This window comes from Actinomadura rudentiformis, from assembly GCF_008923185.1.
GTDB lineage: Bacteria > Actinomycetota > Actinomycetes > Streptosporangiales > Streptosporangiaceae > Spirillospora > Spirillospora rudentiformis.
Genome location: NZ_WBMT01000020.1, coordinates 1 through 19,603, shown reverse-complemented (window position 1 = coordinate 19,603; position 19,603 = coordinate 1). Strand labels below are relative to the sequence as shown.

General features: G+C 69.8%; 22 protein-coding genes. 10 read left to right on the top strand and 12 right to left on the bottom strand.

Translation table 11 applies throughout. From position 1 onward, the window contains the following. Positions 1 to 2: 2 nt before the first annotated feature. Together ctaD and ctaC are read right to left on the bottom strand one after the other, a co-directional pair. On the bottom strand, positions 3 to 1,622 hold the full coding sequence (gene ctaD / locus F8566_RS35710; protein ID WP_225993835.1) for an aa3-type cytochrome oxidase subunit I: 1,620 nt from the start codon (positions 1,620 to 1,622) through the stop codon (positions 3 to 5). A 74-nt stretch (positions 1,623 to 1,696) separates the two neighbouring features. Further along, positions 1,697 to 2,491 (bottom strand): aa3-type cytochrome oxidase subunit II, encoded by a 795-nt coding sequence (gene ctaC / locus F8566_RS35705; protein WP_151566304.1) that lies wholly within the window; start codon positions 2,489 to 2,491, stop codon positions 1,697 to 1,699. 193 nt (positions 2,492 to 2,684) lie between these two features. Between ctaC and F8566_RS35700 the strand changes: the two genes are divergently transcribed. After that, on the top strand, positions 2,685 to 3,824 hold the full coding sequence (locus tag F8566_RS35700) for a cysteine desulfurase family protein (protein ID WP_151566538.1): 1,140 nt from the start codon (positions 2,685 to 2,687) through the stop codon (positions 3,822 to 3,824). A gap of 49 nt (positions 3,825 to 3,873) precedes the next feature. Beyond that, on the top strand, positions 3,874 to 4,191 hold the full coding sequence (locus F8566_RS35695; protein ID WP_225993802.1) for a sulfurtransferase TusA family protein: 318 nt from the start codon (positions 3,874 to 3,876) through the stop codon (positions 4,189 to 4,191). Positions 4,192 to 4,294: 103 nt separating this feature from the next. On the opposite strand, the gene F8566_RS35690 is transcribed toward F8566_RS35695, so the two are convergent. Both F8566_RS35690 and F8566_RS35685 read right to left on the bottom strand, forming a co-directional pair. After that, complete coding sequence (locus tag F8566_RS35690) at positions 4,295 to 5,281, bottom strand: carbohydrate kinase family protein (protein WP_151566303.1); 987 nt, start codon at positions 5,279 to 5,281, stop codon at positions 4,295 to 4,297. Between the two features lie 254 nt (positions 5,282 to 5,535). After that, positions 5,536 to 5,901, bottom strand: a complete 366-nt coding sequence (locus tag F8566_RS35685; RefSeq protein WP_151566302.1) for a HesB/IscA family protein — start codon at positions 5,899 to 5,901, stop codon at positions 5,536 to 5,538. Positions 5,902 to 6,171: 270 nt separating this feature from the next. Here F8566_RS35685 and nadA point away from each other — a divergent pair, with 270 nt between their 5' ends. Beyond that, a complete protein-coding gene (gene nadA, locus F8566_RS35680; RefSeq protein WP_225993801.1) occupies positions 6,172 to 7,326 on the top strand; it encodes a quinolinate synthase NadA in 1,155 nt (384 codons plus the stop codon). 62 nt (positions 7,327 to 7,388) lie between these two features. Here nadA and F8566_RS35675 read toward each other — a convergent pair whose 3' ends face one another. The 7 genes from F8566_RS35675 to F8566_RS35645 form a co-directional block, all read right to left on the bottom strand. Further along, on the bottom strand, positions 7,389 to 7,865 hold the full coding sequence (locus F8566_RS35675; protein WP_192810030.1) for an SIMPL domain-containing protein: 477 nt from the start codon (positions 7,863 to 7,865) through the stop codon (positions 7,389 to 7,391). 107 nt (positions 7,866 to 7,972) lie between these two features. Further along, the gene (gene pspAB / locus F8566_RS35670) at positions 7,973 to 8,554 is read right to left on the bottom strand and encodes a PspA-associated protein PspAB (RefSeq protein WP_151566300.1); all 582 of its coding nucleotides are present in this window, start codon (positions 8,552 to 8,554) and stop codon (positions 7,973 to 7,975) included. Between the two features lie 2 nt (positions 8,555 to 8,556). Continuing rightward, positions 8,557 to 9,468: a M48 family metalloprotease gene (locus F8566_RS35665; RefSeq protein ID WP_151566299.1), complete on the bottom strand. Its 912-nt coding sequence runs from the start codon at positions 9,466 to 9,468 to the stop codon at positions 8,557 to 8,559. 98 nt (positions 9,469 to 9,566) lie between these two features. Then, positions 9,567 to 10,172 (bottom strand): PspA-associated protein PspAB, encoded by a 606-nt coding sequence (gene pspAB, locus F8566_RS35660; protein ID WP_151566298.1) that lies wholly within the window; start codon positions 10,170 to 10,172, stop codon positions 9,567 to 9,569. 2 nt (positions 10,173 to 10,174) lie between these two features. Further along, complete coding sequence (gene htpX / locus F8566_RS35655) at positions 10,175 to 11,092, bottom strand: zinc metalloprotease HtpX (RefSeq protein WP_151566297.1); 918 nt, start codon at positions 11,090 to 11,092, stop codon at positions 10,175 to 10,177. Between the two features lie 133 nt (positions 11,093 to 11,225). Next, positions 11,226 to 11,504 (bottom strand): PspA-associated protein PspAA, encoded by a 279-nt coding sequence (gene pspAA, locus F8566_RS35650; protein ID WP_151566296.1) that lies wholly within the window; start codon positions 11,502 to 11,504, stop codon positions 11,226 to 11,228. Beyond that, positions 11,501 to 12,316, bottom strand: a complete 816-nt coding sequence (locus F8566_RS35645) for a PspA/IM30 family protein (RefSeq protein ID WP_225993800.1) — start codon at positions 12,314 to 12,316, stop codon at positions 11,501 to 11,503. The genes pspAA and F8566_RS35645 overlap by 4 nt, the downstream gene beginning before the upstream one ends. Positions 12,317 to 12,450: 134 nt before the next feature. On the opposite strand from F8566_RS35645, the gene F8566_RS35640 reads away from it, so the two are divergent. Beyond that, positions 12,451 to 13,020, top strand: a complete 570-nt coding sequence (locus F8566_RS35640; protein ID WP_225993799.1) for a DUF3043 domain-containing protein — start codon at positions 12,451 to 12,453, stop codon at positions 13,018 to 13,020. Positions 13,021 to 13,054: 34 nt separating this feature from the next. Continuing rightward, positions 13,055 to 14,056 carry an aldo/keto reductase family protein gene (locus F8566_RS35635; protein WP_151566293.1) on the top strand — a complete coding sequence of 334 codons (1,002 nt, stop codon included), beginning with the start codon at positions 13,055 to 13,057 and terminating at the stop codon, positions 14,054 to 14,056. Between the two features lie 45 nt (positions 14,057 to 14,101). On the opposite strand, the gene F8566_RS35630 is transcribed toward F8566_RS35635, so the two are convergent. Then, on the bottom strand, positions 14,102 to 14,302 hold the full coding sequence (locus F8566_RS35630) for a hypothetical protein (RefSeq protein ID WP_151566292.1): 201 nt from the start codon (positions 14,300 to 14,302) through the stop codon (positions 14,102 to 14,104). Positions 14,303 to 14,401: 99 nt separating this feature from the next. Here F8566_RS35630 and F8566_RS51785 point away from each other — a divergent pair, with 99 nt between their 5' ends. From F8566_RS51785 to F8566_RS35610, 5 genes are all read left to right on the top strand, one after another. Further along, positions 14,402 to 15,346: a bifunctional adenosylcobinamide kinase/adenosylcobinamide-phosphate guanylyltransferase gene (locus F8566_RS51785; RefSeq protein ID WP_225993798.1), complete on the top strand. Its 945-nt coding sequence runs from the start codon at positions 14,402 to 14,404 to the stop codon at positions 15,344 to 15,346. Continuing rightward, on the top strand, positions 15,343 to 16,089 hold the full coding sequence (locus F8566_RS51780; protein ID WP_318836461.1) for an adenosylcobinamide-GDP ribazoletransferase: 747 nt from the start codon (positions 15,343 to 15,345) through the stop codon (positions 16,087 to 16,089). The genes F8566_RS51785 and F8566_RS51780 overlap by 4 nt, the downstream gene beginning before the upstream one ends. 14 nt (positions 16,090 to 16,103) lie before the next feature. Next, the gene (locus F8566_RS35620) at positions 16,104 to 17,633 is read left to right on the top strand and encodes a leucyl aminopeptidase (RefSeq protein WP_151566290.1); all 1,530 of its coding nucleotides are present in this window, start codon (positions 16,104 to 16,106) and stop codon (positions 17,631 to 17,633) included. A gap of 144 nt (positions 17,634 to 17,777) precedes the next feature. After that, positions 17,778 to 19,169, top strand: coding sequence for a dihydrolipoyl dehydrogenase (lpdA, locus tag F8566_RS35615; protein ID WP_151566289.1), 1,392 nt, complete (start codon positions 17,778 to 17,780; stop codon positions 19,167 to 19,169). A 37-nt stretch (positions 19,170 to 19,206) separates the two neighbouring features. Continuing rightward, positions 19,207 to 19,603: biotin/lipoyl-containing protein (locus tag F8566_RS35610; protein ID WP_318836460.1), on the top strand; the 397-nt coding region annotated here is incomplete at its 3' end.

Below are 19,603 nucleotides of genomic sequence, written 5' to 3'. Positions count from 1 at the left end.
GGCTACTTCCCTTCCAGGACGCCGCCGGTCCCGGTGCCCGTGCCGGTCCCCGCGAGCTCGCCCTTGGCACCCACGTGCGGGTGGTGCAGGTCGAACGCGGGCCGCTCGGAACGGATCTTCGGGATCGAGTTGAAGTTGTGCCGGGGCGGCGGGCAGGACGTCGCCCATTCGAGTGACGAGCCGTAGCCCCACGGGTCGTCCACATCGACCTTCTTGCCCTTCTTCGCCGTGATGTAGACGTTGTAGAAGAAGGGCAGCAACGAGACGCCGAGGAGGAACGAGAAGGCCGTCGAGACCTGGTTCATCCCGGTGAACTCGCTGGCGTAGTCGGCGTACCGGCGCGGCATGCCCGCCGCACCCAGCCAGTGCTGGATGAGGAACGTGCCGTGGAAGCCGATGAACAGCAGCCAGAAGTGCACCTTGCCGAGCGTGTCGTTCAGCATCTTGCCGGTGAACTTGGGCCACCAGAAGTAGAACCCGGCGAACATCGCGAACACCACGGTGCCGAAGACCACGTAGTGGAAGTGCGCCACCACGAAGTAGGAGTCCGACAGCTGGAAGTCCATCGGCGGCGAAGCCAGGATGACGCCGGTCAGGCCGCCGAAGAGGAAGGTCACCAGGAAGCCGAGCGACCACAACATCGGCGACTCGAAGGTCAGTTGCCCTCGCCAGATCGTCCCGACCCAGTTGAAGAACTTCACCCCCGTGGGCACCGCGATCAGGAAGGTCATGAACGAGAAGAACGGCAGCAGCACCTGGCCGGTCACGAACATGTGGTGCGCCCACACGGTGATGGACAGGCCCGCGATGGTGATCGTCGCGAACACCAGGCCGATGTAGCCGAAGATCGGCTTGCGGCTGAACACCGGGAGGATCTCGGTCACGATGCCGAAGAAGGGCAACGCGATGATGTAGACCTCCGGATGCCCGAAGAACCAGAAGAGGTGTTGCCAGAGCAATGCGCCGCCGTGCGAGGCGTCGAAGATGTGGGCACCGAGCTTGCGGTCGGCCTCAAGGGCGAGCAGCGCGGCGGCCAGGACCGGGAACGCCAGCAGGACCAGGATCGAGGTCAGCAGGATGTTCCAGGTGAAGATCGGCATCCGGAACATGGTCATGCCGGGCGCGCGCATGCACAGGATCGTGGTGATGAAGTTGACGGCGCCCATGATGGTGCCGAAGCCCGACATCGCCAGACCCATCACCCACATGTCGCCGCCGACGCCCGGGGAGCGCACCGCGTCCGACAGCGGCGCGTAGGCGAACCAGCCGAAGCTCGCGGCGCCGCCCGGGGTGAGGAAGCCCGCCAGCACGATGAGGCTGCCGAACAGGAACAGCCAGTAGGCCAGCATGTTCATGCGGGGGAAGGCGACGTCCGGCGCGCCGATCTGCAGCGGCATGATGACGTTGGCGAAGCCGGCGAACAGCGGCGTCGCGAACATCAGGAGCATGATCGTGCCGTGCATGGTGAACAGCTGGTTGAACTGCTCGTTGCTCATGACCTGCAGACCCGGCTTGTACAGCTCGGCCCGCATCAGCAGCGCCATCACGCCGCCGATCATGAACATCACGAACGACGTGATCAGGTAGAGATAGCCGATCACCTTGTGGTCGGTGGACGACATCCAGGAGGCGATCAGGCGCCCCTTGGTCGTCCGCGACACGGCGATCGGCGCGCTCGGTGCGTGACCGACCGTCGTCACTGGGCACCCCCCGCTGCCTTGGCCTTGGAATCGGCGATGAACTTGGCGTACTGCTCGGGCGACACTACCTGGAGCTGGAAGAGCATCCGGCTATGGTCGACGCCGCAGAGCTCGGCGCAGCGGCCCTCATACGTGCCGAGCTTGCGCGCCGTGAACTCGAACTCGTTGACGTAGCCCGGCATGACGTCCTTCTTGTAGAGGAGCGCCGGGACCCAGAACGAGTGGATGACGTCGTTGGCGTGCAGCCGCACGCGGACCGTCTGGTTGGCCGGGATCGTCATGACCGGCTTGGCCCCGGAGGGAGCGTTGGGCGCGACCGGAGTGCCGACGACGGAGGCGACCGTCTGCTCCTTGCCGGCGGCGTCCTTCTCCTTGTAGTCGAACTGCCAGCTCCACTGAAAGCCGGTGACGTCGATGGTGACCGCCGGGTTGTCGGTGGTCTTCTCGACGTAGTTCTCGTCGCGCGCGGTGAAGTAGAAGAGCACCGCGATGATGACGAACGGGACCGCCGTATAGAGGATCTCGATCGGCATGTTGTAGCGCACCTGCGGAGGCAGGTCGTCGGAGCGCTTGCGGTGGAACAGCACCGCCCAGATGATCAGTCCCCAGACGACGGCGCCCACGGCGAACGCCGCGATCCAGGAGCCCTGCCAGAGCGTGAGCATGCGCTCGGCCTGGTCACTGATCGGCTCGGGCATGCCCAGGCGCTTCACCTCGCCGCTGCAGGCGGTGGCGGTCATCGCCAGCAGGCCCAGCGCGGCGGCGCTCCTCAATGCACGGCGACCGCGCACAGGCGTGCGCCGCTCCCTAGAGCGGGTCGGACTCACGGAATGCCTTCCCCACGGATGAGAGCCCAGGGAACTCCCGGGCAGAGAGATCAGTTATTACACGTTTGGGGGACACATTAGCGCGCGGGTCGCCAACACCCGCTGTTGGGTGCCCGGTTAGGGTTCATGTGTGGCTGACTTGCAGGGAGCTTCCTCGATGACCGCGTACTTCGACGCCGCATCGACCGAGCCCCTGCACCCCGCCGGACGCGCCGCCCTCCTCACGGCGCTGGAGACGGGATGGGCCGACCCGGCGCGCCTGTACGGCGTCGCACGCGGCACCCGGATGCTCCTCGACCAGGCGCGGGGACGGGTCGCCAAGGTCCTGGGAGTACGGCCCGACGAGGTGTCGTTCACCACGTCCGGCACCCAGGCGGTGCACCTGGGGATGCTCGGCGCGCTCCACGCGCGGCGGCGGGTCGGCCGCCATCTGATCGTCAGCGCGGTGGAGCACTCCAGCGTGCTGCACGCCGCCGGGACGCACGAACGCGACGGCGGCAAGGTGACCACGGTCCCGGTCGACCGGGAGGGCCGGGTGGACGTGGCCGCGTTCGCCGAGGCGCTGCGCCCGGACACCGCGCTGGTCTGCCTGCAGTCGGCCAACCACGAGGTGGGCACGGTGCAGCCGGTCGCTGAGGTCGCCGAGCTCTGCCGCGCCGCGCGGGTGCCGCTGCTCGTGGACGCCGCCCAGTCGGTCGGCCGGATGGACGTGCCGTCCGGCTGGTCGCTGCTCACGGCCAGCGCCCACAAGTGGGGCGGCCCGGCGGGCGTCGGCGTGCTGGTCATCCGCAAGAACACCCGCTGGCGGTCGCCGCTGCCCAGCGACGAGCGCGAGGGGCGGCGGATCCCCGGATTCGAGAACGTGCCGGGCGTGGTGGCGGCGGCCGCCGCGCTGGAGGCCTACCGGGCCGAGATGGCGGCCGACGGCCCCCGGCTGTCGGCGCTGGTCGACCAGATCCGCGCCGGGGTGCCGCGCACGATCAGCGACGTCCAGGTGGTCGGCGACCCGGTCGTGCGCCTGCCGCACATGGTGACGTTCTCGTGCCTGTACGTCGAGGGCGAGGCGCTCCTCACCGAATTGGACAGGCTGGGATTCGCGGTTTCCTCGGGAAGTTCCTGTACGGCGGATACGCTGCGTCCCAGTCACGTCCTCGAGGCGATGGGAGTGATTACCCATGGGAACGTCCGGGTATCGCTGCCGCGTGGGGCAAAAGCGACCGACGTCGACCGTTTCATCGCCGTTCTCCCCGAGGCGGTCACCCGGCTCCGCCGAACCGCCGGAGTGACCACACCATGATCTCCACGACCATCTCCCAGACCCCGACGACAGGGAGGCGGGTGCGCCCATGAGGTTCCGAAGCCGTGCCAAGACCGGCTCGCGGGACGGTGCCGACGGCGCCGCCCAGCCACCCGTGCCCGACCCGTCCCAGCCGCCGCCGACCCTGGTGATCGACGCGCTGGGCCGCAAGTGCCCGATCCCGATCATCATGCTGGCCGAGCGCCTCCGCGAGGTGCCGGTCGGCGACGTCATCGCGGTGCTCGCCGACGACGTGGCCGCCCGCACCGACATTCCCGCCTGGTGCCGGATGAAGTCCCAGGACTTCGTCCGGGAGGAGACCCTCCCCCACGGCGGCTGGGGCTTCCACATCCGCCGGACGTACTAGTCGGACGCACCACGACGTCCTGACACCTACCGAACATCAAGGGCCACCGGATCACGATCCGGCGGCCCTTGACGTGTGTCAGGAATCAGACGTGTGTCAGGAATCAGGGGTTGGGCGTGTCGAGGTGCGGCGCGATCTCGTCCGCGGCCGCGTCGCCGTAGGCCTCGGTGAAGCGCTCCAGGAAACGGGTCTTGGACAGGTGGTACTCCTGCGGCCCGGCGACCTCGAGGACGTGCGCGGCGATGAGGTTGCCGACCTGGGCCGCGCGCTCCAGCGACAGGCCCCAGGCGGTCGCGGTCAGGAAGCCGGCGCGGAAGGCGTCGCCGCCGCCGGTCGGGTCGACCACGGCGTCCACGCGGACGGCGGGGACGTGCAGCCCCTCCTCGCCCTTGCGGTCGATCACCACGCCCTTGGCGGCGAGGGTGGTGATGCGGACCCCGGTGCGGTCGAGGATCTCGGCGTCGGTCCAGCCGGTCTTCTCCTCGGAGAGGGCCTTCTCGTACTCGTTGGTGAACAGGTACGCGGCACCGTCGATGAGGCGGCGGATGTCGGCGCCCTCCATCCGGGCGAGCTGCTGGGAGGGGTCGGCGGCGAACGGGATGCCCCGGGTGCGGCACTCGTCGGTGTGCCGCAGCATCGCCTCAGGGTCGTTCGGGCTGATCAGCACCAGGTCGAGCCCGCCGACCCGGTCGGCGATCGGCTGCAGCTCGATCAGGCGGGCCTCGCTCATCGCACCGGCGTAGAACGTGGCGATCTGGTTCTGGTCCTGGTCGGTGGTGCACAGGAACCGGGCGGTGTGGTGCAGCTCGGACACGTGCACCGAGGCCGTGTCGACCCGGTGGCGCTCCAGCCACGACCGGTAGTCGGCGAAGTCGTCGCCCACCGAGCCGACGAGGATGGACTCCTTGCCCAGGCAGCCCATGGCGAAGCAGATGTTGGGGGCGACGCCACCGCGCCGGATGTCGAGCTGGTCGACCAGGAAGGACAGCGAGACCGTATCGAGCTGGTCGGGGCGCAGGCTGTCGGTGAACCTGCCCGGGAAGGTCATCAGATGGTCGGTCGCGATGGAGCCAGTCACGGCGATGCGCACGGCGGGTCGCTCTCCTCGTTGGTGTCGTCCGGCTATTTGTCCGGCTTCTCTACAACCCAGGTGGGGAATTGCGGGGACACAGCCTACTTGCCATCGCAGCGCCGGGCGTACCCGGCGCGTGCCCTCTACCGCTCTAGGGGAACACGAACGAAGCGGCCCGGACAAGGATCATCCAGACCGCTTCGGGGTGCACGTGCGGAACCGGCGTACTTGGCCGGTCCGCTCGGGCTTTGAGACACGCCCCAGGGCGTGTCCTAGTTGAAGGAGTCGCCGCAGGCGCAGGAGCCGGAAGCGTTCGGGTTGTCGATCGTGAAGCCCTGCTTTTCGATCGAGTCGACGAAGTCGATCGTGGCGCCGGTGAGGTAGGGGGCGCTCATCCGGTCGACGCGGACGCTCAGCCCGTCGAAGTCCTGGACCTGGTCGCCGTCCATCTCGCGCTCATCGAAGAAGAGCTGGTAGATCAGGCCCGAGCAGCCACCCGGCTGCACGGCGACACGCAGCGCAAGGTCGTCGCGGCCCTCCTGCTCGAGCAGGCCCTTGGCCTTCTCGGCGGCGGCGTCGGTCAGGACGACGCCCTGCTGCGTGGTCTCCTGCGTGCTGGTCTCGCCTGAAACCGTCATGTGTTCAGCTCCCGGGTCTCGCTACGCCGCTCAAGCGGCGAACTGTCGCATGTCCACGAGGGCGTTGCCGCCTTCTTCCACAGGACAACGTACCTCGCTCCGTGGCCATTCCTCGTATCACCAGTGTTTCACCTCAGATGGCCATCACGCCGGGTCTGAGTGCGTTCTATGTCACAGCGACGACCCCGGGCGGGGCACTTGTCCGCTATGTGTGCGAGTATTAGTCGTCAATGCGACGATAAGCCCCCCATCTCGGGGAGGGAGACTCCAGTGACCACCCCAGTGCGTGATCTTCCTTTGCTCTTCCTCGGCACCGGGTCCGACCCGGCCAGCGAACGCGGCGTCGACTGTCCCGGCGAGCTTCCCGCGGCCTCCGACCCCGGTCTCGTGGAGCGCGCCCGGGCGGCCAAGGCGGCGCTCGGCGACCAGGTGTTCGTCCTGGGGCACCACTACCAGCGGGACGAGGTCATCCAATTCGCGGACGTGACCGGCGACTCGTTCAAGCTCGCCCAGCAGGCGGCGGCCCGGCCGGACGCCCCGTACATCGTGTTCTGCGGTGTGCACTTCATGGCCGAGTCGGCCGACATCCTCACCGCCGGGCACCAGCAGGTCGTCCTGCCCGACCTGGCGGCGGGCTGTTCCATGGCCGACATGGCGACCTTCGACCAGGTGGAGGAGTGCTGGGAGGCCCTGGAGGACGCCGGGATCGCCGATGACGTGGTCCCCGTCACGTACATGAACTCCTCGGCCGACATCAAGGCCTTCGTCGGCCGCCACGGCGGTGTCGTGTGCACCTCCTCCAACGCCAAGCGCGCGCTGGACTGGGCGTACTCGAAGGGCTCCAAGGTGCTGTTCCTGCCAGACCAGCACCTCGGCCGCAACACGGGCGTGCTGGAGATGGGCTTCTCCCTGGACGACTGCGTCGTCTACAACCCGCACCGGCCCGACGGCGGGCTCACCCACCAGCAGATGCGCGACGCCAAGATGCTTCTCTGGCGCGGCCACTGCTCGGTCCACGGCCGGTTCAGCAAGGAGTCGGTGGACGACGTACGGGCCCGCGTTCCCGGCGTGAACGTCCTCGTCCACCCCGAATGCCGCCATGAGGTCGTCCTGAACGCCGACCAGATCGGCTCGACCGAGTACATCATCAAGACCATCGAGGCCGCGCCGGCCGGCTCGGCCTGGGCCGTGGGCACCGAGCTCAACCTGGTCAAGCGCCTGGCCGGCGCCCACCCGGACAAGAACATCATGTTCCTGGACAAGACGGTCTGCTTCTGCTCGACCATGAACCGGATCGACCTGCCGCACCTGGTCTGGTCGCTGGAGGCGCTGGCGCGCGGCGAGGTCGTCAACCGGATCGAGGTGGACGCCGAGACCGCCCACTACGCCCGCGTCGCCCTCGACCAGATGCTCGCCCTCCCCTAGGGATTACGCACGTTCGCCGGATGGGGCCTTGGCTTCCATCCGGCGAACGACGGGTGTCCCGGCTACGATCGGTCCCGGTTGCCGAACGTCATGAGCTCCACCTGCGCGTTCCGGTCCGCCGCCTTGATCGCGTTCTGCGTCGCACGAGCGCGGTCGAAGCCGCGGACGGTCGCCTTCACGCGGCCGGTGCCCCGGTAGCCGATGACCCGGCGCGGTGTGCCCGTCCCGTACACCGGATGGATCGATATCTGGGTGGCCCGCACGTCACTGGCCGCCACCCCGGAATCGATGATCGTCTTCATCAACCGGGCGTTCGCCGCCTTGGCCGCGAGGTAGGTGTCCAACACCCCGTTCCGCCGTACCTCCGTGGCCGCCAGCACGTAGACGATGTCCGCAGCCGCCGGCGCCCCGCGCTCGACGGCGGCCTCCATCCGATCCTCCCGGTCCAGGACCGCCGCCCCGGCGCCCGGCGCCCCTGCCTGCAGGGCCGCGGTCAGCGCGAGCGCCGCCGTGGCCGGGACCACCAGCCGTCTGATCATCCTTGCTCCCCCGATCGGTGCACGGCGCCATTCGATCATCGTGGGCGGGCGGCGGCGGGGAGCTGCGGCCCAAGGTCGGGTCATGACCTGGGCGAACAACTGCAAGATCAGATCGCGGGGGCGTCCCACAGCGGGAACCATCGGGCGCGGTCCCGCTCGAACGGCAGGTCGGCCCCGACGGCCTCCGTCGCCTGGTCCTCCAGGGCGTCGTCGCGGCCGCCGCCCGCCGCCGGCGCGAACGGGTAGAACGTTCCGCTCACGTGCGTGTAGACGAGGGCGAGACGGCGTCCGTCGGGCCGGGCGAACCCGGTCAGCGAGCACAGCAGGTACGGCCCGAAGCCCCCCTCGTCGAACGTCGCGTTGACGGCGTGCAGGTCGTTCACGACACGTTCCAGCGCGCCTTGCGGATGCCGTGTCAGGACCCAGCCGCAGCCGTACGCGTCGGTGCTGTACTCGGCTGTGGCGCCGGGCTCGGTCGCGACCAGGCGCCGGAGCTCCCTCTGGACCTGGGCGAACGCGTCGAAGACCCCGCCGTCGACCGTCCGGAAGCACACCGAGCCCAGCCCCGAGGGGACGAAGCCGGTCATGGCCTCCAGCGCGGCGGCCGCCGGCACCAGGCCGAAGATCGCGTCCAGGTCGGGGTCGGCGGGCCTCGCGCGGCCGAGCACGACGTCACCGAACGACGGCATGGTCACCTTCTTCCGCTCGCGAGCCGCTGGGAGACCTCGGTGAGCCGGCGGACCCGTACCTCCACCGGGGGATGGGTCGACACCAGGTCGGCGACCGCACGGCCCGTCGCCCGCGCCGGCACCGTGAGGAGGCCGTTCAACGGACGCAGCTCCCGGAGCTCGGCCGTGGGCGCGGACTCGATCTCGGCGCAGATCTTGGTCAGGGCAGCGGACGAGGCGGCCGGCCGGCCGGTCAGCAGGGCACCGGTACGGTCGGCGCACAGCTCGCGCTGCCGCGAGATCGCCAGGTTCAGCAGCTGGCTCAGCGGGAAGAGCAGCACGGCCAGCGCCACCATGGGCAGCAGGACCACGCCGGCGAGCCGGGCGGCCAGGCGGCCCTCGCCCAGCAGCAGCCCGCTCACGGTCGTGATGATCAATCCGCCGCAGAACGCGGGAAACCCGGCGATCGTGGCCACCACCACGTCCCGGTGGGCGAGATGCGCCATCTCATGGGCCAGCACGCTTTCGAGCTCGGCCACATCGAGCCGTTCACGCAGGCCGGTGGTGACGCAGACGACCGCGCGATCCCGGCGGCAGCCGGCGGCGAAGGCGTTGGGGATCTCGGTGTCGGCGACGGCGACGCGGGGCTTGGGAAGCCCCGACGACATGCACAGGCGCTCGACCAGCCCGTGCAACTCGGGCTCCTCGGCCGCGGAGACCTCCCGCGCGTCCATCGCCCACAGCGCGACGTTGTCGGCGTAACGGAACTGGGCCGTGAGCAGGACGGCGACGGCGGCGACCGCCGCCAGTCCCCAGAGCGTCGAGACCTGGAAGAAGGGTGTCACCAGCAGGCCGTACAGGACCGCCAGCAGGACCATGGTCAGCACCACCCGCGAGGTGAGGCCTCGCTCGCGTGAATAGCGCGCAGGCACCATCGATCCCCCTGCTCTCCAGGTATGGAACGAAGGTAGGACGCGGCTGGCGGAGATTACGTGCCGTGTGACACAAATATGGCGTTCAGAGGCCGGGTCGTTCAGAGGCCGGGGGCGCCCCAGACGGGGAACCAGCGCGACAGATCGTCCTCGAACGGCAGGTCGGCACCCACAGCGCCGCGCACTTGCAGCTCCAGCGCGTTGTCACGCTTGTCACCGGGGAGCGGTGCGAACGGGTAGAACGTGCCGCGCTTGTAGAGGTAGACCAGTGCCAGCCGCCGTGTTTCAGCCCCATGGCCACGCCCCACCGCCCCAGGGGCATCCGGCCCCTGGAAGCCGACGAGCGAGCACAGCAGGTGCGGGCCGAAGCCGCCCGCCTCCAGGGTCGCGTTGACCGCGTGCAGGTCGGTGACCAGCGCGGGCAGGTCGTCGGCGGGCTGCCTGGCCAGCAGCCAGGTGTAACCGTAGGAGTCGGTGCTCAGCTCGACCTCCGGCCCGTCACCCGCGTCCAGCAGCTCCTGGACGTCCTTCTGCATGCGGGCGAACGCCCCGCCCTCGACCGCCCGGAAGCACACCGAGCCGAGCCCGGTCGGGATGAAGCCCGTGCCGGCCTCCAGCGTCAGCGCGGCGGTGGACAGCGCGAACAGCCGGTCCAGGTCCGGCTTGACCGGCTTGGACCGGCCCAACAGTGTGTCCAGGAAACCCACGGTCAGACTCCCCTGCTCATCTGGTCGGAGATCTTCGACAGCTGGGCGAGCCGCCTGTCCAGCGGCGGGTGGGTGGCGAACAGCGAGGAGACGCTGAAACCCTTGGTGAAGGCCGGGGCGAAGAAGAAGGCGTTGAACGGCTCGGCGGCCCGCAGGTCCTTGCTGGGAATCCTGGCGATCTCGCCGGAGACCTTGGTCAGCGCGCTGGCCAGCGCCGACGGGCGGCCGGTCAGCAGCGCGGCGGCCCGGTCGGCCGACAGCTCCCGGTAGCGGGACAGGGCGCGGGTGAGCACGAAGCTGATCGCGTACGCCACCGCGCTCACCGCGATGACCGCGAGCAGGATGAGCCCGGTGTTCTGGTCGCCGTCACGGCGGCTGAAGCCTCCCCACAGCCCCCACTCCAGCCCGAACCGCGTGATGAGGCCCGCGCACACGCCCAGGAACGAGGCGATCGTCATGACCGCGACGTCCTTGTGGGCGATGTGCGCCATCTCGTGCGCGAGCACGCCCTCCAGCTCCACCGGGTCGAGCCGGCGCAGCAGCCCGGTGGTGACGCAGACGACGGCCTTGCTCTGGTTGCGGCCGGTCGCGAAGGCGTTGGGCACATCGGTGTCGGCGACCGCCACCCGCGGCTTGGGCGCGTCCGACATCGCGCAGATCCGGTCGATCACCCCGTGCAGCTCGGGCGCCTCCTCCGGCGTGACCTCCCGCCCGTGCATGGCGAAGAGCGTCATGCGATCGGAGAAGAAGTACTGGGCGAGCAGGAAGACGGCGGCGCCGATCAGCGCGAACACGCCCCAGCTGGGCGCGATCACGAAGAACGCCGTCACGAAGACGACGTAGACCAGGCCCAGCAAGAACATCGTCACGAGCATGCGTGACGTCAGCCCCCGGTCCGAGGCATACCGCGTCCGCGCCATGCCGCCCCCTTCCGTGCCGGCACGACCCCGTTCACCTTGAACAACGATCAAACGTGCCGGTTTGTGCCCCAGTGCCCCGGTTGCCCCGGTCGCCACGGCGGTGGTCAGGAAGAAGGCCAGGAGGAGGTAAGGCTCAGTCCGGGATCAGGCCCTCGTCCCCCAGCATCGCCTTGACCTCGTCCATCGTGGCGTCCGACGGCGGCAGGATCAGCTCCGACGGCTCCAGGTCGTCATCCGGGAGCGGCTTGCCGATCTTGCGGGCCTGGTCCAGCAGCGCGTGCAGCGCGGTGCGGAAGGCGGTCTCGTCCCCCGACTCGATCGCCTGCTCGACCTTCTCGTCGAGCTCGTTCAGCCCGGCCAGGTCGCCCGGCGCCACGTCGACCTGCCCCTCCCCCATGATCCGGACGATCACTGCTGGCCTCCAGGCTGCTGTGGCCACTGCTGGCCCTGCGGAGCCTGCTGGGGGGTGTCCTGCTGCTGCGGCGCGGCGGTGGGCGTGCCCTGGTTGAGCTCCTTGGGCGCGGGACCCTGGCCCAGCTCCGCCTTCAGGCGTTCGAGCTCCATGTCGACGCCGGGACCGGAGCCCATGCGGTCGAGCTCGGCCTGGATGTCGTCCTTGGGACCGGAGAAGTCCTCCAGGGCACCGGAGGCCAGCAGCTCGTCGATCGCCCCGGCCCGGGCCTTCATGGTCTCGGTCTTCTCCTCGGCGCGCTGGATCGCCAGGCCGACGTCGCCCATCTCCTCGGAGATGCCGCTGAAGGCCTCGTTGATCTTGGTCTGCGCCTCGGCCGCCGTGTAGGTGGCCTTGATCGTCTCCTTGCGGGTGCGGAAGGAGTCGACCTTGGCCTGCAGCCGCTGGGAGGCGAGCGTGAGCTTCTCCTCCTCGCCCTGGAGCTGCTGGTACTGCATGCGCAGATCGTTCAGCTGGCCGTCCAGACCGGCACGACGGGTCAGCGCCTCGCGCGCCAGATCCTCACGGCCCACCTGGAGCGCCTTCTTACCCTGGTCGGTCAGCTTGTTCTGCTGGCCCTCAAGCTGGTTGATCTGCAACTCGAGACGCTTGCGCGAGGTGGCGACGTCGGCAACGCCCCGACGAACCTTCTGCAGCATCTCCAGCTGACGCTGGTAGGAGTAGTCGAGGGTCTCCCGAGGATCTTCCATGCGGTCCAGGGCCCTGTTCGCCTTGGACTTGAAGATCATCGACATTCGCTTCATCACGCTCATCGCGCGGCGCCAGTCCCTTCGTGTGCTGTAGCTCAGTCACAAACTGGGCTCTATAACCACTGCTGGGGTTCATATCACCCTACGCGTTAACGCGCGAGGCAGCCACGATGTTCGCAGCCGGTAGGCTGATCTCTGTGTTCCGACGTCGTACCCAGGAAGCCCCCGCAGATCCTCCTCAGGTAGTAAAGCCAGGAGGCAAGGGGCGCCCCACTCCCAAGCGCGCGGAGGCCCAGAAGGCCCGCCGCCAGCCGATCACGGCACCCTCCAATCGCAAAGAGGCCTACAAGAGGGTCCGCGAAAAGCAGGCCGAGCAACGGGCCAAGGCCCGTGAGGGCATGGCCAAGGGTGACGAGAAGTACCTCCTGAAGCGCGACAAGGGCCCGGTCCGCCGGCTCGCCCGCGACTATGTCGACGGGCGCCGCACGATCGGCTCCTACCTCATGTACGGCATGTTCGCGATCGTGGCGCTCAGCCTGCTGCCGATCGCCGCGGCCAAGCTGCTGGTGCTGTTCGCTCCCCCGCTGCTGCTCGCCGCGGTCTTCATCGAAGGTCTGGTCATCAGCCGGAAGATCAAGAAGCTGGCGGCCGAGCGCTACCCGGACGAGGACACCAAGGGCGTCGGCCTGTACGCGGCGATGCGCGCCATGCAGATCCGCCGGCTCCGGGTGCCGGGGCCTCAGGTCAAGCCCGGTCAGAAGGTGTGAACCACTCCGATCTCCCGCCATTAGGGTCGGGGGCATGGAGTTTCGACGACTGGGCCGAAGCGGCCTGAAGATCAGCGAAATCGCGTACGGCAACTGGCTCACCCACGGTTCGCAGGTCGAGGAGGACGCGGCGCTCGCGTGCGTCCAGGCGGCGCTCGACGAGGGCGTCACGACGTTCGACACCGCCGACGTCTACGCCGGGACCCGCGCGGAGGACGTGCTCGGCCGGGCGCTCAAGGGCCAGCGCCGCGAGGGCCTGGAGATCTTCACGAAGGTCTACTGGCCGACCGGTCCCGGGATGAACGACCGGGGCCTGTCGCGCAAGCACATCTTCGAGTCGATCCACGGCTCGCTGCGCCGTCTGCAGACCGACTACGTCGACCTCTACCAGGCCCACCGCTTCGACTACGAGACCCCGCTGGAGGAGACGCTCAAGGCGTTCGACGACCTCGTCCGGCAGGGCAAGGTGCTGTACGTCGGCGTCTCGGAGTGGCGGGCCGAGGAGATCGCCCGGGCGCTGGAGATCGCCGACCAGATGGGCTTCGACCGGATCGTGTCGAGCCAGCCGCAGTACTCGATGTTGTGGCGGGTGATCGAGAGCGAGGTCGTCCCGCTCTGCGAGAAGGAGGGCATCGGCCAGATCGTCTGGTCGCCGATCGCGCAGGGCGTGCTGAGCGGCAAGTACAAGCCGGGCCAGCCGCTGCCCGCTGGCACGCGCGCCACCGACGAGAAGGGCGGCGCCGACATGGTCCGGCGCTATCTCAACGACGACACGCTGACCCGCGTCCAGAAGCTGCAGCCGATCGCCGACGAACTCGGGCTCACCATGGCGCAGCTCGCCGTCGCCTGGGTGTTGCAGAACCCGAACGTCTCAGCCGCGATCGTGGGTGCCTCCCGCCCCGAGCAGGTGCGCGACAACGTGAAGGCCGCCGGGGTGAAGCTGGACGCCGAGGTGCTCGAGCGCATCGACGACGTACTCGGCCCGATCGTGGAACGCGACCCGGCGCGTACGGTCAGCCCCCCACAGCGTCCGTGACGCTCGGCGTCTCCTTTGCCGTGCGGTGCACGGCAAAGGAGACGCTCACCGCGCTTCGTGCAGGCTCATCGGCCCGTACGCGACGCTCTCGTCGTCCAGGAGCGTGACCTGGTCGACCTCGTCCTCGCGCAGGGCACGCCAGTTTTCGCCCAGCCAGGTCTCCGCGTCGGCCTGGGTGGAGAACGTCTCCTCCGACATGCCGACCGAGCGCCCGTCGGCCTTTTCCAATCGCCAGCTCCACGCCATCGCGCTTGTCCTCCCTCGTTGCGGCGAGAGTAGCCTCTCGATCAGCGCCCCGCGTCGTTACCAAGGCGGCGCAGACCTGGCCCGTAGAGTTTTCGATCAATGAACATCGATCTTCAGGGGACCGCCGGCCGGGACGGCTGGCCACTGCCCGACTGCCGCTGTGCCTCCTGCACCCGCCTGCGCACCGCCGGGATCAGCCACGAGCCCACCCGGATCCTCATCGACGGCGTCCCGCTCGAGAAGTGCTCGCGCTGGAAGGTGCCCGGCGGTTACGACGTGCGGTCCGCGTCCGGGCGGCGGATCCTGGTGGCGGGCGGGCCCGGGGAACGGCCGGAACCGGTCGCCGAGACCGTGTACGACGCGGCCCTGCTGGACCTGGTGGGCTGCCCCGACCACCTCGGCCGGCTGCGGCACGCCGGGGCGGTCACCGCGGCGACCGAGATCATCGCGGTGTACGTCGACCATCGCATCCCGTCGCCGGAGGAGCTGGAGCGGCGCAAGGGCTTCTGGATGACGCAGCGGGAAGGGCCGCACCGCACGCTGCTGCTCGGCGGCTCCCGGTCCGGCAAGTCGGCCGAGGCCGAGATGAGGTTGATCGGCCATCCGTACGTGACGTACGTGGCGACGGCGGTGCGCGGCGACGATCCCGAATGGGCGGCCCGGATCGAGGCGCACCAGCGCCGCCGCCCCGCCTGGTGGAAGACGGTGGAGGCGACGCGCGACCTGGCGCACCTGCTGGCCTCGACCTCCGGCGCGATCCTGGTGGACGGCATCGGCACCTGGGTGGCCGCCGTCATGAGCGAGACCGGCGCCTGGGAGGAGCCGGCCCGGGTGACGCCCTGCCTCGACGAGCTGATCACCGCCTGGCGCGCCACGACGGCCCGCGTCGTGGCGGTGAGCGACGAGGTCGGGCTCTCGCTGGTGCCCACGACTCCGGCGGGGCGGGCGTTCCGCGACGTCCTCGGGGATCTCAACCAGCGGCTGGCCGCCGAGTCCGAGGAGGCGGCCCTCGTCGTGGCCGGCCGCGTGACCGACCTGCTGTGAACGGGTTGCGGCTGGCCGTCTCGTTGCTGACGGTGATCCCGCTGCCGGCGCCGCGCGTCGATCGCGGCACGGCGCGTCAGGCGATGATCCTCGCTCCGGCCGTCGGTCTCGTCGTGGGCGGCGCCGCGGCACTCGTCCTCGTCCTGGGTGAGTGGCTCGGCCTGGCACCGTTCCTCCGGGCGGCCCTGGCGGTCGCCGTCATGGCAGTGATCACCCGCGCGCTCCATCTGGACGGCCTGGCCGACCTCGCGGACGGGCTCGGCAGCGGCCGCCCGGCGCAGGACGCTCTGGCCATCATGAAGCGCTCGGACATCGGACCCTTCGGCGTGGTGACCCTGCTCCTCACCCTGCTGATCCAGGTGGCGGCGCTGGCCTCCACCCCCGACGCTCCGGTCGCCGTGCTGATCGCCGCCGTGACGGGCCGTCTGGCACTTCCCTGGGCGTGCCGCACGGGCGTTCCCTCCGCCCGCCCGGACGGATTGGGCGCCTTGGTGTCCGGCACCATCACCACCGGCATCGCCTTGGCCGTCACCGGGTTCTGCCTCCTTGCCGCCTTCGGCGCGGGTCTGGCCATCGGGCGTCCCGTTCACGCGGCCGCTGCCGTCCTGGCAGGCGTGGGAACGGCGCTCCTGCTCCTCCGTCACTCCACTCGCCGCCTGGGCGGGGTGACGGGAGACGTCTTCGGCGCCGTGGTCGAGACCGCCACCACCGCCGCCCTGATCGTCCTCGCCGTCCGTCCCTGATCCGCCATCAGGCAATGCTTGATCCAAAAGGGCGAAACCGGTCACCGGGAGGACTAACATCGGACTACGTGACGAGCATCAGCCTTGACAGCGCATCCACCGCCGCTCTGGACGCCGACGCGATCGTGATCGGCGTCGTCCCCGCCGACGCCGGCCCGAGGCCGGCCGCAGGCGCCGAGGAGGTCGACCGGGCGCTGGACGGGCGGCTCGCGAGCGCGCTGAAGTCGATGGGCGCCACCGGCAAGGCCGGCGAGGTCACCAAGCTCCCGACGCTCGGCGCCCTGACCGCGTCCGTGATCGTCGCGGTCGGTCTGGGCAAGGAGCCCGGCACCGAGGAGCTGCGCCGGGCCGCCGGCGCCGCCCTCCGTGCCCTGGCGGGCACCACCAGGGTCGCCGTCGCGCTCCCCGCGAGCTCGGCCGAAGAGGTCGGCGAGATCGCTCTCGGCGCGCTGCTCGGCAACTACAGCTTCGGTGCGTACCGCACCGGCGAGCAGAAGAGCCCGGTCGAGCAGATCACGGTCGTGGGCGAGCACGGCGTCGAGGGCGACATCGAGCGCGCCCGCACGCTCGCCGACGCGGTGACGCTGGTGCGCGACCTGGTCAACACCCCGCCGTCCGACCTCAACCCCGAGGTCTTCGCCGAGACCGCCGAGCGGATCGCGGGCGAGGCCGGCCTGGAGGTGGAGGTGCTCGACGAGAAGGCGCTCGTCGAGGGCGGCTACGGCGGCATCGTGGGCGTCGGCCAGGGGTCGGTCAACCCGCCGCGGCTCGTCCGCCTCGCCTACCGCCACCCCGAGGCCGCCAAGACCCTCGCCCTGGTCGGCAAGGGCATCACGTTCGACTCCGGCGGCCTGTCCCTCAAGCCCTCCGAGGCCATGGACTGGATGAAGTCCGACATGGGCGGCGCGGCCGCGGTGCTGGGCGCGCTCCAGGCTCTCGCGGCGCTCCGTCCCAAGGTCAACGTGGTCGGCTACCTGGCGCTGGCGGAGAACATGCCGAGCGGCACGGCGCAGCGCCCGTCCGACGTGCTCCGCATCTACGGCGGCAAGACCGTCGAGGTCCTCAACACCGACGCCGAAGGCCGCCTCGTCCTGGCCGACGCCATCGTGCGTTCCGGCGAGGACTCCCCCGACCTGCTCGTGGACGTCGCCACGCTGACCGGCGCCCAGCTCGTCGCGCTGGGCACGCGCACCACCGGAGTCATGGCCAACGACGACGGCGTCCGTGAGAAGGTGGTCGCGGCGGCCGAGCGTGCCGGGGAGCCCTCATGGGGCATGCCGCTGCCGGCCGAGCTGCGCAAGGGACTCGACTCCTCGGTGGCCGACATCGCCAACATCAGCGGTGAGCGCTGGGGCGGCATGCTGGTCGCGGGCGTCTTCCTCAAGGAGTTCGTCCCGGACGGCGTTCGCTGGGCGCACCTGGACATCGCGGGCCCCTCGTTCAACAAGGGCGAGCCCTATGGGTACACCCCCAAGGGCGGCACCGGTGCCGCTACGCGTACTTTGGTGGAAATCGCCGAAGACCTCGCGGCCGGAAACCTGTGAGGTCCCGGCCAGGCCAGAATTGAATAGATTTCCTCACGGCTACGGGGCCGCCCGCCTGAGGTGCGCCCCGTACCGCCGCGAGGGCCGGCCCGGCACGCTCGGGACCCGGCGAGCCAGACTGAGTACCGGAAAAGGGAGCGTCCAGTGGCCAACAGCGGCCCCTTCGACATCGTCGTCCTAGGTGGTGGCAGCGGCGGATATGCGTGTGCACTCCGAGCCGCCGAGCTCGGCAAGTCCGTGGCGCTCATCGAACGAGACAAACTGGGCGGGACGTGCCTCAACCGGGGCTGCATCCCGACCAAGGCCCTCCTGCACGCGGCGGAGGTGGCCGACCAGACCCGCGAGGCCGCGACCTTCGGCATCAAGGCCAGCTTCGACGGCATCGACATCGCGGGCGTCAACGCCTACAAGGACAAGGTCGTCTCGACCACGGTCAAGGGACTGACCGGCCTGATCAAGTCCAAGGGCATCACGATCGTCGAGGGCGACGGCAGGCTCACCGGGCCGACCACCGTCGAGGTGACCGGTCCCGGCGGGGAGCGCACCACGCTGGAGGGCGGGCACATCGTGCTGGCCACCGGATCGGTGCCCAAGTCGCTGCCCGGCCTGGAGATCGACGGCGAGCGGGTGATCTCCAGCGACCACGCGCTGGTGCTGGAGCACGTGCCGGCCTCGGTCGTCGTCCTCGGCGGCGGCGTCATCGGCGTCGAGTTCGCCAGCGTGTGGCGCTCGTTCGGCGCGGAGGTCACCATCGTCGAGGCGCTGCCGCACCTGCTGCCGCTGGAGGAGGAGTCCAGCTCCAAGCGGCTGGAGCGGGCGTTCCGCAAGCGCGGCATCAAGTACGAGCTGGGCGCGAGGTTCCAGGGCGTCAAGCCGACCCAGGGCGGCGTCTCGGTGACGCTGGACAACGGCAAGACGATCGACGCCGAGCTGCTGCTCGTCGCGGTCGGCCGTGGTCCGGTCTCCGAGGGCATCGGCCTGGCGGAGGCCGGCGTGGTGACCGAGCGGGGCTTCGTCAAGGTCGACGAGTTCTGCCAGACCAGCGTCTCCACGATCTCGGCGGTCGGCGACCTGATCCCCACCCCGCAGCTGGCCCACGTGGGCTTCGCCGAGGGCATCCTCGTCGCCGAGCGCCTGGCCGGGCTCAACCCGCCGGCGATCGACTACGACGGCGTGCCCCGCATCACCTACTCCGACCCCGAGGTCGCCGCGGTGGGCATCACCACCAAGGTCGCCGAGGAGCGCGGATACGAGATCAAAGAGGTCACCTACGACCTCGCCGGCAACCCCAAGAGCAAGATCCTCGGGACCCAGGGCGAGGTCAAGGTGATCGCGGCCGTGGACGGCCCCGTCCTCGGCATTCACATGGTCGGTGCGCGTGTGGGCGAGCTCATCACCGAGGGTCAGCTCATCTACAACTGGGAGGCCCTGCCCGCAGAGGTCGCCCAGCTGATCCATCCCCACCCGACCCAATCCGAAGCGGTCGGCGAAGCACACCTCGCTCTCGCCGGCAAGCCACTGCACGTGCACGGCTGAACGCCCGCACAGGAAATTCGAAGGAGTCGCGAGAGCCATGCCGGTCTCCGTCACAATGCCCCAGCTCGGCGAGAGCGTCACCGAGGGCACCGTCACCCGCTGGCTGAAGAAGGAGGGTGAGCACGTCGAGACGGACGAGCCGCTCCTGGAGGTGTCGACCGACAAGGTCGACACCGAGATCCCTTCGCCTGCGTCGGGCATCCTGACCAGCATCACCGTCGCCGAGGACGAGACCGTCGAGGTCGGCGCCGAGCTGGCGGTCATCGGGGACGAGGGCGACGCCCCCGCCCCGGCGGCCGAGCCGCAGGAGGAGTCCCAGCAGCAGCCCGAGCAGCAGCAGGCCGAGCCGCAGCAGGCCGAGCCGCAGCAGGCCGAGCCGCAGCAGGCCGAGCCGGCCCCGGCCCAGCAGCAGGCACCCGCCCAGCAGCCGCCGG